The organism is Streptomyces sp. NPDC060205 (assembly GCF_042728395.1).
GTDB lineage: Bacteria > Actinomycetota > Actinomycetes > Streptomycetales > Streptomycetaceae > Streptomyces.
On record NZ_JBHWZP010000292.1, the window covers coordinates 1 to 11,724 of the forward strand.

The 11,724-nt window shown below is 71.8% G+C and carries 10 protein-coding genes; 4 read left to right on the top strand and 6 right to left on the bottom strand.

What is annotated here, in order from left to right; genetic code table 11:
• Positions 1–134: 134 nt before the first annotated feature.
• Together ACFWGJ_RS34770 and ACFWGJ_RS34775 are read right to left on the bottom strand one after the other, a co-directional pair.
• Positions 135–1,373 (bottom strand): B12-binding domain-containing protein, encoded by a 1,239-nt coding sequence (locus ACFWGJ_RS34770; RefSeq protein WP_387332577.1) that lies wholly within the window; start codon positions 1,371–1,373, stop codon positions 135–137.
• Positions 1,374–1,384: 11 nt separating this feature from the next.
• Entirely contained in the window at positions 1,385–2,953 is a 1,569-nt protein-coding gene (locus ACFWGJ_RS34775; protein WP_387332578.1) for a PP2C family protein-serine/threonine phosphatase, read from the bottom strand.
• A gap of 296 nt (positions 2,954–3,249) precedes the next feature.
• Between ACFWGJ_RS34775 and ACFWGJ_RS34780 the strand changes: the two genes are divergently transcribed.
• From ACFWGJ_RS34780 to ACFWGJ_RS34795, 4 genes are all read left to right on the top strand, one after another.
• Complete coding sequence (locus ACFWGJ_RS34780) at positions 3,250–3,966, top strand: TetR/AcrR family transcriptional regulator (protein WP_387332580.1); 717 nt, start codon at positions 3,250–3,252, stop codon at positions 3,964–3,966.
• 92 nt (positions 3,967–4,058) lie between these two features.
• Positions 4,059–4,259, top strand: coding sequence for a ferredoxin (locus tag ACFWGJ_RS34785; RefSeq protein WP_387332582.1), 201 nt, complete (start codon positions 4,059–4,061; stop codon positions 4,257–4,259).
• Complete coding sequence (locus ACFWGJ_RS34790; RefSeq protein ID WP_387332584.1) at positions 4,256–5,464, top strand: NAD(P)/FAD-dependent oxidoreductase; 1,209 nt, start codon at positions 4,256–4,258, stop codon at positions 5,462–5,464. Before ACFWGJ_RS34785 ends, ACFWGJ_RS34790 begins: the two co-directional genes overlap by 4 nt.
• Before the next feature lie 84 nt (positions 5,465–5,548).
• On the top strand, positions 5,549–6,787 hold the full coding sequence (locus tag ACFWGJ_RS34795; protein WP_387332586.1) for a cytochrome P450: 1,239 nt from the start codon (positions 5,549–5,551) through the stop codon (positions 6,785–6,787).
• A 90-nt stretch (positions 6,788–6,877) separates the two neighbouring features.
• On the opposite strand, the gene ACFWGJ_RS34800 is transcribed toward ACFWGJ_RS34795, so the two are convergent.
• The 4 genes from ACFWGJ_RS34800 to ACFWGJ_RS34815 all read right to left on the bottom strand — a co-directional run.
• Entirely contained in the window at positions 6,878–7,030 is a 153-nt protein-coding gene (locus tag ACFWGJ_RS34800; protein ID WP_387332590.1) for a hypothetical protein, read from the bottom strand.
• 84 nt (positions 7,031–7,114) lie between these two features.
• Positions 7,115–7,942 (bottom strand): aldo/keto reductase, encoded by an 828-nt coding sequence (locus ACFWGJ_RS34805; protein WP_387332592.1) that lies wholly within the window; start codon positions 7,940–7,942, stop codon positions 7,115–7,117.
• A 126-nt stretch (positions 7,943–8,068) separates the two neighbouring features.
• Complete coding sequence (locus ACFWGJ_RS34810) at positions 8,069–9,484, bottom strand: NAD-dependent succinate-semialdehyde dehydrogenase (protein ID WP_387332594.1); 1,416 nt, start codon at positions 9,482–9,484, stop codon at positions 8,069–8,071.
• Positions 9,485–9,732: 248 nt separating this feature from the next.
• Positions 9,733–11,724 (bottom strand): iron ABC transporter permease (locus ACFWGJ_RS34815; RefSeq protein WP_387332596.1); only part of this gene is annotated, 1,992 nt, incomplete at its 5' end.

Here is an 11,724-nt window from a genome sequence, read left to right on the forward strand (position 1 = left end):
GGGACGCGGGGGCGCCCTGCGACGCGCCGACCGCCGCGTCGGGCCCGGCGGCGCGTACCACTCCGGCCGAGCCACTCTCCCTGCGCGGCCACTCCCCCTGCGTGGCAGAGCGAAGCTCGCGCAGCACGGCGTGGTCAGTCGGGGCGGGCCTGTGGCGGGGTGAGGGCGCTGCGGGCCGCGGTGAGGATGCCGGTCGCGCGGGGGAAGTCCTTGAGCTGGTTGTGCAGTGAGTCCAGGGCCGGGAGCAGGCAGCGCGGCGGGACGTCGCGGGCTGCCAGGATGTCCGCGGTCCACGTGATGAACCTCGTGAACAGGCCGGGGTCGTCGACGTAGAGGGCGGTGGCGAGGTAGCTGACGATGAAGTCGATGTCCTCGACGGTGCGCTCCAGCCGGCACTCGTCGTAGTGGCGCATCTCGGGAAACCCGTCCTCGACGTCCGCGAGGGTCTGCTTGACCAGTTGGAGCTTGGTCCGGCGGACCATCGTGTACTCCTGGTCGGCCAGGTGCGGCAGATCCAGATCGGGCAGGCGGGCGGCGTGCGCACCGGACGGTGTCAGGCGCCGGCCGAGCAGGGTGGCCGCGTCGGGCGCGTCCTTGGCCCATTCGGCCTGCATGAGCCGGGCGTAACGGCCCTGCGGGCCGAACGCGGCGCCCCCGGCGAGTACCGGGATGCCGGCCCCCTGGCACGAGCTGATCGCGTTGTGGGCGCCGGGCAGAAGCGTGGGAATGGACGAGGACAGGAGCACCGCCTCCGCACGGGTGCGGCGCGCGTGCGCGACCAGGTGCTCGGTGGGGACCTGCGCCCCGAGAAAGTCGACCCGCCAGCCGCGTAACCGCAGCACCTCGCTGACCAGGCGGGCGGGCAGGGAGTGCCATTCGCCGTCGACGCACGACACCAGGACCCTGCCCACGAACGTGCCGGCGAAGGCCGTCGCCAGGGCGGGGGCGGTGGCGTCCGCGACGGCCGCGACGCACCATTCGCTGATCGCCGTGGCGGCGTGTTCCTGCGCCACCGTGATGTCATCGGCCGCCCAGGCCAGGCCCACGCGTTCCTGTGTCGGCGCGATGAGTTCGAGCAGCACCCGTTCGCCCGCCGCACGCGTCCGTCCGGCGGCCGAGGTGTCCCCGGCGGCCGCGTGCACGCCCTCGGGCACGTGCTGGTGCGTCGCATGCACGCCCTCGGGCACGTGCTGGTGCGTCGCGTGCACGCCCTCGGACACGTGCTGGTGTTCCGCTGCCGCGGGAGTGTGCCCCGCCGTGCCCAGCGCGCCGCGCACGACGGCGACGGCGCGCGTTTCATCGCCCTCCCCGAGCGCCTGCCACAGTTGCTCGCGCGGCTCTGCGAGGGAGCCGGCATCCTGGCCGTCGGTCACGTGTCTCACCTTTACCCGGTCGGTTCGTGCACGGTTGTCGGGCGGGTGTCGCGGGGCGCGCCGATGGCCAGGACGGCCATGTCGTCGTGCGGGCCGTCCCCCACCCACTGGGCGATGATCATCTGTACGCGTTCGGTGACCGCTTCGGCCGGCATCCCGGCGCACTGGGCCAGTACGGCGCGCAGTCTGTCCTCGCTGAACATCACGTCGCCGAGCGGTCCGCCGCGCGCTTCGGTTATCCCGTCGGAATACAGCAGGCAGGTCTCGCCGGGCTGCAGGGCGACTTCGGCGGTGCTGAACTCGATGTCGGCGAACACGCCGATCAGCGTGCCGCGGGCGCGGGCCTCCTCGACCTGGCCGGTGACGCGCACGATGAGCGGGGCGGGATGGCCCGCGCTGGAGATGCGCAGCCGCACCCGTGCGTCCTGGCGCACGGCGGTGACCAGGACCAGGGTCACGAAAGGTGTCTGGCGCGAGGACAGCAGTGCGCCGTTGAGGAGGGTCAGCAGGCGGGTGTGGTCGGCGGCGAAGGGAACGAGAGCCTGGAGTACATGGCGGATGCGGCCGGCCACGACCGCGGCTTCCAGTCCTTTGCCGCACACGTCACCCAGTACCGCGACCGTCTCGGCCTCCGGTGTGTCGGCCGGGTACAGGTCGTAGAAGTCGCCGCCGACGAGTTCGCCCGCCACCGAGGCGCGGTAGCCGCCGGAGAAGCAGATGCCGTGCACCCGGCCGAGTGAGGGCGGCAGCAGATCACCCATCAGCACGTCGGTGCTGCGGGCCTGGCGGGTGTGGCTGCGGGCGACGGACAGGGCGGCGCCCGCGCGTGCGGCGAAGAGCTGGGCGAAGGCCTCCTCGGCGGCAGTGAACCGGGCTTCCCGGCGGCGGCGCAGCAGGACGAGGCAGCCGGTCGGCACACCGTGCCCCGGCAAGGGCACCACGACGACCGACCCGATGTCGGCGGCGTCGCCCACGAACCCCTCGGGCACGGCCCAGGACGGTACCTCGCAGGGGTCGATCCAGCGGGAGGACACTGCGGGCAGCCCCTGCAACGCCTCTTTGAGGCCCGGCAGTTGTCCGGGGTCCAGGGCGACTTTCTCCTGCACCACGGGCCCGTCGGCGATGCACCGCGTGACGGGGAAGCCGCATCCGTCGCGTGTTCCGACGACGACCGCCGCGTCCGCCAGATGCAGGGCGGCCCGTTGCGCGGTCATCGCCGTACAGCGGTCGACGTCCAGCGAGGCGAGCAGTTCGCACGACAGCTCCTGCAGCAGCCCGGCCCGCATCCGCTCGCGCGCCAGTTCCTGCGCGGCGCCCGCCGGAGCACTCTCACCGACCAGCCACCAAGTGACCGCGCCGTCCACTCCCGGCACACCGAGCGCCTTCACACAGTGCGCGCCGATCCGGCCGTCGGCCCATGCCGACGGCTCCTTTCCCCTGCCGCCGACCCTCCGCAGGTGGGCCTCGATCAGCCAGGCGGGCGCGATCTCGCCGAGGGCGGCACCGACGGCGACCCGCGCCAGGAGGACGGCGGCCGGCGCGTTGTGCGACAGCACCGTGCCGGAGGCGTCCACTGTCACCGCTGGAAACGGTTCGCAGTGCTGCACAGCAGGAACCACACCACGCGTGCTCTTCTGCTCCGGCAAGGAGACCATCGATTCGGAATCCGCTGGCGCGGACCCCCATCACCCCATCCACTCGAAAGCAGGAGACCCGCAGATTACCGACGGCATATGACTACAGGCCGTATTTCGCGATACCTCCGATATCGCCTCCCCTGGTACTGGACAATGCCCCTCTCCTTTTAAGTCAGTCGGTTGACTTAATCGGCGGGCCGGTGTGTAGTGATCGCGAACGCCGGTACGAGGAGGCTGACATGGGTGACACCCACAGGACGCGACCATGTGCGGCGAACGCCGGTGGCACGGTGGACGGCGGCCGGATCCGCACCGGTCGCGGCGCCGACACCCGCGAGGCCATCATGGCGGCGGCCGAGCGCCTGTACGCCGAGCACGGGCTGTCGAACGTCTCCAACCGGCAGATCGGCGAGGCGGCCGGGCAGGGCAACACCACCGCCGTCAGCTACCACTTCGGCAGCAAGGCGACGCTCGTACGGGCCATCATGACCAGGCACGGCACCCAGGTCGACACGATCCGTACGCGCTATGTGGAGGCGGCCGGGGACAGTCGCGACCTGCGGGACTGGGTGCGCTGTCTGCTGCGGCCGGTGACCGAGCACCATGCCGCCCTCGGTGTCCCCTCCTGGCACGCGCGGTTCGCCGCGCAGGTGATGACCGACCCGCTGATGCGGACGCTGGTGGAGGACGAGTCACTCACCCGCGACAGCCTGTGCCGCACCCTTCAGGGGCTGGGCCGGTGCCTGTACGACATCGTGCCGCCCGAGATCCGCCCGCAGCGGGCCGCGATGGCCCGTCATCTGATCACCCATGTCTGCGCGGAGCACGAACGCGGCCTGGCCGTAGGCGGCCCGGCCGGAGCCGCGGCCGAGCCCGGCACGTCCTGGGAACGCACCGCCGACGCCCTGGAGGACGCGCTGGTGGGACTGCTCGCCGCGCCCACCACCCGCCACTGAACCGGCCCCGCAGGGACCGGCCCCGCAGGAACCGGTCCGACAGAGCCGACAGAGAGATCTGGCAGAGGAACACGTCCAGCAGAGGAGACAGCATGAGGATCACCGTCGACGAGGAGAAGTGCTGCGGTGCCGGTCAGTGCGTCGTGATCGCGCCCGAAGTGTTCGACCAGCGGGACGAGGACGGGATCGTCGTCCTGCTCGACGCCGCGCCCGCCGCCGACCAGTACGAGGGAGCCCGCGAGTCCGCGGGCGTCTGCCCGGCCGCCGCCATCCAGCTGCACGAGGACGCGTGAGCACGCCGTCCGACGTGCTCGTCGTCGGGGCGAGCGCCGCGGGTCTGGCCGTCACGGAGAGCCTGCGCCGCAAGGGCTACGGCGGTCGGATCACCCTGCTCGGCGAGGAGGCCGGGGCGCCGTACGACCGCCCGCCCCTGTCCAAACAGGTACTGGCCGGCACCTGGGAGGCCGAGCGCACCCAGCTGCGTACCCGTGACGTACTGCACGCCCTGGACGCCGAACTCGTCCTCGGGGAGCGCGCGGTGGCCCTCGACGCCGCCACCCGCACGGTGCGTACCGGGAGCGGAGCCGAGCTGCGGGCGGAGGCCGTCGTACTGGCCACCGGACTGCACGCGCGCAGACTGCCCGGTCTCCCGGATGCTGCGGGCGTGCATGTGCTGCGGACCCTCGACGACGCCGGCCGGCTGCGCCGGGAACTGCTCAGGGCCGAGCGGGTCGTGGTCGTCGGCGACGGGGTGCTCGGCGCCGAGATCGCCGCCACGGCCCGCCTCATGGGCGTCGACGTGACACTGACCGGGCCGCAAGCAGCCCCGATGCAGGCCCAGTTGGGCGACGACGTCGCACGCCTCCTGGCCGCACTGCACGGCGAGCACGGGGTGCGGCTGCGCCCCGACTCGCCCGTGGACGGCCTGGAGACGGCCGGCGGACGTGTCACGGGTGTCCGCACGGCCGGCGGCGAAGTCCTTCCCGCGGATCTCGTCGTCACGGCGGTCGGCGGTGCCCCTGCCACCGACTGGCTGACCGACAGCGGACTGGCACTGCGGGACGGTGTGGTCTGCGGCTCCCGCTGCCGCGCCGCCGAAGGCGTCTACGCGGCGGGGGACATGGCCCGCTTCCACCACGAGGGCCTCGGACGGTCACTGCGGCTGGAGAACCGCACCAACGCCACCGAGCAGGCCGTGCTGGTCGCGGCGAACCTCCTGGGCGAGGACCGCCCGTACAGCCCCGTCCCCTACTTCTGGACCGACCAGTTCGGCGTCAAGATCCAGGTGTACGGGCTGCCCGCGCCCGGCGCCACCGTCCAGATCGCCGAAGGTGCCGTGGAAGAGGGCCGGTTCGTCGCGCGGTACCTCGACGGCGCGGGCGGCCCCATCGCCGTACTCGGCTGGAACATGCCCAAACAGGCGCGCCTGCACCGCCGGCACCTCCTCGACCGTTACGCGCCCGCGTCCCGGTCCGCACCGGCCGCCGCGCCGCGATGACCCGCCGTGCGTCTGCCAACCCGGCACGCCTCATACGCCTCTTACGCCTCCTGATGACGGAGGCGGCCCCCACTGGAGGACACCATGACCAGCACGCCCGCCACCCCCGACGCACACAGCCGTGACCTCCCCGACTTCCCCGCGCCGCGTTCCGCCGAGTGCCCCTTCGCCCCCTCCCCCGGTATGCGGGCGCTGTCCGGGCACGGGCCGCTCACCCGGGTCCGCTCCTGGGGCGACAGCACCCCCTGGGCCGTGACCGGGCACGCCGAGCAGAAGGCCCTGCTGTCCGACCCGCGTCTGAGTGCGGAGTTCACCCGGCCGGGCTTTCCCAGCCCCGTGGACCCGGCCCACGCCCACGCCGGCGGCACCGACCTGAGCTTCGTCGGCATGGACGACCCCGAGCACGCCCGGCTGCGCCGCATGATCGGCGGCACCTTCACGATCAAGCGCGTCGAGGCGATGCGCCCGCGCGTGCAGCAGATGACCGACGACTTCGTCGACGCCATGCTGGCCGGTCCCCGGCCCGCCGACCTCGTCCGGGACCTCGCCCTGCCGATCCCGTCCCTGGTCATCTCCGAACTGCTCGGAGTCCCCTACGAGGACCACGCGTTCTTCCAGACCAACAGCAAGACCATCGTCTCCGCCGTCGCCTCTCCCCAGGAGCGCCGGACGGCCCACACCGACCTCGCCACGTACCTCGACGAACTGGTGGGCCGCAAGCTGACCGAACCCGGTGACGATCTCCTCTCCAGTCTCTGCGCGCAGATCGAGAAGGGCGAACTCACGCGCCGCGAGGCCGCCACGATGGGTGTGCTCCTGCTGCTCGGCGGACACGAGACCACGGCGAACATGATCAGCCTGGGTACGCTCCTGCTGCTGCAGCACCCCGAACAGCTCGCCCTGATCCGCGACACGGACGACCCCGCCGTCGTCCGCGCCGCTGTCGAGGAGCTTCTGCGCTACCTCTCCATCGTGCACCTCGGCCGCCGACGTACCGCCAAGGAGGACATCGAGGTCGCCGGCGAGACCATCCGTGCCGGAGACGGCGTGATCCTCCTCGGTGAACTCGCCAACCGCGATCCCTCGGTCTTCCCCGACCCCGACCGCCTCGACCTGACCCGCAACGCCCGCCAGCACCAGGCGTTCGGCGCCGGGACCCATCACTGCGTCGGCCAGGCCCTGGCCCGTATGGAACTCCAGGTCATCTACCCGACCCTGTTCCGCCGCATCCCCACGCTGCGCGCCGTCGACGGCCTGGAGGCGATCCCCTTCAAGTACGACGCCGTCATCTACGGGCTGCACGCCCTGCCCGTCACCTGGTGACAGGGCGGACCACGACCCCTCGGCGGACGACCGGTTCCGGATGGGTTCCGGCACGAAGACGATGGTCGCCACCGTGGCGCCGGCGCCGTCTCAGTGTGCGCAGGCGCCGAACTCCGTGTGGCGGGCCCTCGTGGCGTACGCGTCGTTGTCACGCTGGTCCTGCGGGGAGGGTGGAGCGAGGTGCTGCCGGCGCAGTTCCCGGCGCGCCTCGGCCAGCAGTTCGTCGAACTCTTCGTCAGTCACCGCCGTCACCTCTCCTTCCTACAGGTGATCTCTCTACAGGTGATCCGGAGCAACGGGTTTTCCGGATTGGTCGCGGCGCGTCGCCTATCCGTTGAAGCGGTCGGGGTCGAAGCCGGTGCGCTCGTCGCGGTTCAGGGCGGAGATCTCACCGATGTCGCCCTCACTGAGCTCGAAGTCGAAGAGGTCGAAGTTCTCCTCGATCCGCTTCCGGGTCACCGACTTGGGAAAGACGATGTCCCCGCGCTGGATGTGCCAGCGCAGGGTCACCTGGGCCGGTGACTTGCCGACCCGCTCCGCGATGCGGTTGATGGTCGGATCGTCGAGCACCTTGCCCTGCGCGATGGGCGACCAGGCCTCGGTGGCGATCTCGTGCTCGGCGTCGAAGGCCCTGACCTCGTCCTGGGTGAGGTAGGGGTGCACCTCGATCTGGTTCACCGCGGGCACCACGTCGCTGCCCTCCAGCAGTCGGCGCAGATGACGCGGCTGGAAGTTGGAGACGCCGATGGCCTTGGCCCGGCCGGAACGGTAGATCTGCTCCAGGGCCTTCCAGGTCTCCACGAACTCGCCCTTGGCGGGCAGCGGCCAGTGGATGAGGAAGAGGTCCAGATAGTCGAGGCCCACGGCCTCCAGGCTGCGGTCGAACGCCTGGAGGGCGTTGTCGTACCCGTGGGCGTCGTTGTTGAGCTTGCTGGTCACGAAGACGTCGGCGCGATCGAGCCCGGAGTCCCGGACCGCCTGGCCGACCTCCTTCTCGTTGCCGTACATCTGCGCCGTGTCGATGTGCCGGTAGCCGGTCTCCAGCGCCGCCAGCGTCGTCTCGCGGGTGTCCTCCGGCGGGATCTGGAAGGTGCCGAAGCCGAGCTGCGGGATCTGCACGGCGTTGTTGAGGGTGATGGCGGGTACTGCGGTCACGGTTACTCCTGTTGTCGCGATGTGAGGGATGCGGGGGATGCGGGACGGACGTACGGAACGGGCGAACGGAACCGGCGTACGCGACGTGCGTGCGGGACGTGAGCCGGGCGCGGGTTTCGGCCTCGGTCAGCCCGCGATTCCGGTCAGCTCCGCGTCCGGCGGCAGGATCCGTACCAGCTTGCGGTTCACGAATTCCTGCATGCCGAGCTTCGAGAGCTCGCGTCCGTAGCCGGAGCGCTTGATGCCGCCGAACGGCAGGTCGGGCTGGGTCGAGGTCGGGTGGTTCACCCAGACCATGCCGGTCTCGACGCGTTCCGCCACCCTGCGGCCCCGCTCCACGTCGGCGCAGAAGACGGATCCGCCGAGCCCGTACTGACTGTCGTTGGCCAGGGCGACGGCCTCGTCCTCGTCGGCGACGCGGTACACCACGGCGACCGGCCCGAAGAGTTCCTCGGCGTAGGCGCGCATGCCCGGCTCGACGCCGGTGATGATCGTGGGTTCGACGAAGGCGCCCGGCCGGTCGATCCGGTGCCCGCCGATGACGAGGTCCGCGCCCTGGTCGACCGTCTCGCGGATCTGGTCGGCCAGGTCGGAGGCCGCCTGCTCCGAGGAGAGCGGCCCGACGGTGGTCGCCTCGTCGGCGGGGTCGCCGGGCCGCAGCTCCTCGAACCCGCGGCGCAGCCCGTCCACGAAGTCGTCGTACACGTCCGCCAGTACGATGAACCGCTTCGAGGCCACGCAGCTCTGGCCGGTGTTCGCCATCCGGCCCGCCACCGCGGCCCCGACCGTGCGCTCCAGGTTCTCACCGTCGAGGACGATGAACACGTCACTGCCGCCGAGCTCCAGCAGACTGGGCTTGAGGTTCCGCCCGGCGCGCTCGGCCACCTGGGCGCCCGCTCCCTCGCTGCCGGTCAGCGAGGCTCCGCGCACGACCGGGCTGTCGATGATGCGCGAGATCTCGTCGTGGCTCACGAACAGGTTCGTGTACACGCCTTCGGGGGCCTGTGCGTCGCGGAACAGCGTCTCCAGTGCCAGCGCCGACTGCGGGCAGATGCCGGCGTGCTTGACCAGCACCGTGTTGCCCAGCAGCAGATTGGGGCCCGCGAAGCGGACCACCTGGTAGAGCGGGAAGTTCCAGGGCATGACGCCCAGCAGGACTCCGAGGGGTTCGTTGACGAGGTACGCCTCCCCCTCCTCCACGTCGAGCGGCTCGGCCGCCGCGAAGTCCGGTCCGTGCTGCGCGTAGTACCCGAGGATCGACGCGGCGAGATCGACCTCGCCGCGTGCCTCGGAGATCAGCTTCCCCATCTCCAGAGTGATGAGCTGGGCCAGCTCCTCCTTGCGCTCCTTCATCAGCTCGCCGGCGCGGCCGACGACAGCGGCGCGCTCCTCGATCGGCCGGCTCCGCCACGCCTGGAACGCCTTGTCCGCCGTCTCAAGCACCGCATCGACCTGGCCGCCCTCGATGACCGGGAACTCCTTGAGGGTTTCGCCGGTGTACGGGTTCACGGTGGCGAACGAGCTCTTGTGCTGGCCTGACATGGGTTCTCCAGAACGACGCGGGGGGGCGGGATCCAGACGGAACCTCACGTTCCGACCTGATGCCGGGTACCCGAAACCAGAATGCGAAACAGTTCATATGAGCTAAAAGGGTGCGTCCGCGTACGTGCAGCGGGAGGCGTTCGACCACCCCCGCACGTACGCGGACATCCTGGAGACGACTGAGGCCGGCACCCGCCGTCTCGTGAGCGGGCGCGCAGGCATCCGGCCACCGAGCGGGGCCCGTCGGGTCAGCGTCGGCTTCGTACCAGCAGGTACAGGAAGTACGGGGTGCCGATCACGGCTGTCATCAGGCCCGCGCCCAGCTGGGCGGGGGCGATGACCGTACGGCCGAGGAGGTCGGCCGTGCAGACGAGCGCGGCGCCCAGCAGGACCGCCACCGGTACCACCCGCACATGCCGTCGGCCCACGAGGGCGCGGGCCGCGTGCGGCGCGACCAGGCCCACGAAGCCGATGGTGCCGGCGGAGGCGACGGCGGTCGCGCTGAGCAGGACGGCCACCACCAGGAAGCCGAGCCTCGCCCGGGACAGCGGCAGGCCGAGGAGGCGCGGGGTGTCCTCGTCGAGGGAGACGAGGTCCAGTTCGGTGCGCCGGGCGAAGGCGACGACGAGGCCCAGGACCAGTACGAGTGCGACGGGCAGCACGTCCGGCAGGGTCCGGCCGTACGTCGAACCGGACAGCCAGGTCAGCGCCTTCGTGGCATTGAACGGGTCCGTGAGCACGATGAGCAGGCTGATCAGCGCCGCGGTTCCGGCGGCGACGCCGATACCGACGAGGACCAGCCTGTTCTGCCGGTAGCCGCCCCGGGCGGCGAGCCCGAAGACGAGGACGGAGGTCAGCGCGGCGCCCGCGAACGCGGCACCCGCGACACCCCAGGTACCGGCGACGGGCGCGGTGGTGACCAGGAGCACGGCACCCAGCGCGGCGCCGCCGGACACGCCGAGCACGCCCGGCTCGGCGAGCGGGTTGCGGGTCACGGCCTGCACGAGCGTGCCGGCCAGGGCGAGGGCCGCGCCCGCGCACAGCGCCGCGAGCACACGGGGGACGCGGGTTTCCAGGACGAAGGACACGCCTCGGCCGGCGCGGCCCTGCGCCCAGTTCGCGAGGTCGCCGAGCAGGAGTTTGCTGTCGCCCAGAAGGGCGCCGGCGATCGTGACGCCGACGACCACGGCGACGAGAGCGGCCAGGGTCACCAGGAACACGGCCCGGCTGGGGATGCGTATCCGGTCCGGGGCCTCGGCTCCGGAGGTGTCCCGTAGCCGCAGGGCCATCGCCACCAGGAACACGGCGCCGACCAGGCTGGTGACGACGCCGGTGGGCACGGCGACCGCCCGGTCCGAGGGGACGAGGGCCCGGAGCAGCACGTCGGACCCGAGGACCAGCGCCGCGCCGACGAGTCCCGCCACGGGCAGGGTCGTACGGGCGCGGGCGAAGCCCCTGAGCCTGCGGGCGAGCGGACGCACCAGGGCCGGCGCGCACAGGCCGACGAAGCCGATGGGTCCGGCGAGGGTGACGGCCGCGGCGGACAGCAGCGAGGCCAGGACGACCACCGTGACGCGGGTGGTACGGACCGGGACGCCGAGGCCGCGCGCGGCGTCGTCGCCGAGGGCGAGCGCGTCGACGCGGCGTGCCACCAGCAGCAGTCCGGCGATCCCGATGAGGGCGACGGGCAGCATCTGCAGGACGCCGTCGAAGCCGTTCTGGCTGATGCTGCCCTGGTTCCACTGGTAGAGGCCCTCGGTCTGCTCGGGGAACAGCAGGAGCAGCCCTTCCGTCACGGAGTTCAGGCCCAGGGCCAGCGCGGTGCCCGCGAGGACCAGCCGTACGGTGCCGGTGCCGAGGCCGGACAGGGCGAGTACGACGGCCGCGGCGAGCAGTCCGCCGACGAAGGCGACCGAGGAGGAGGCGAGCAGCGGCAGCGAGACGCCGGTGGCGCCGACCAGGCCGAGTGCCAGATACGAACCGGCGTTCACCGCGAGGGTGTCGGGTGAGGCGAGGACGTTGCGGCTGACGGCCTGGAGGACGGCGCCCGCCACGCCGAGGACGACACCGACCAGGATTCCGGCGGCCATCCGCGGCAGCCGGGAGGCGATGACCACGGAGGCGTCGGCCCCTTCGCCCTGGCCGGTCAGGGCCTTGAACACCTCGGCCGGTCCGACGTCGGCGGTGCCCTGGGTGATGTCGACGAGGAGGCAGACGGCGTCCCAGTGGACGGGGAGCCC

Excerpts from the sequence above, each read along its gene's own strand:
- ACFWGJ_RS34780 (WP_387332580.1), top strand. The coding sequence starts at position 3,250 with ATGGGTGACACCCACAGGACGCGACCATGTGCGGCGAACGCCGGTGGC.
- ACFWGJ_RS34810 (WP_387332594.1), bottom strand. The coding sequence starts at position 9,484 with ATGTCAGGCCAGCACAAGAGCTCGTTCGCCACCGTGAACCCGTACACC.
- ACFWGJ_RS34785 (WP_387332582.1), top strand. The coding sequence starts at position 4,059 with ATGAGGATCACCGTCGACGAGGAGAAGTGCTGCGGTGCCGGTCAGTGC.
- ACFWGJ_RS34795 (WP_387332586.1), top strand. The coding sequence starts at position 5,549 with ATGACCAGCACGCCCGCCACCCCCGACGCACACAGCCGTGACCTCCCC.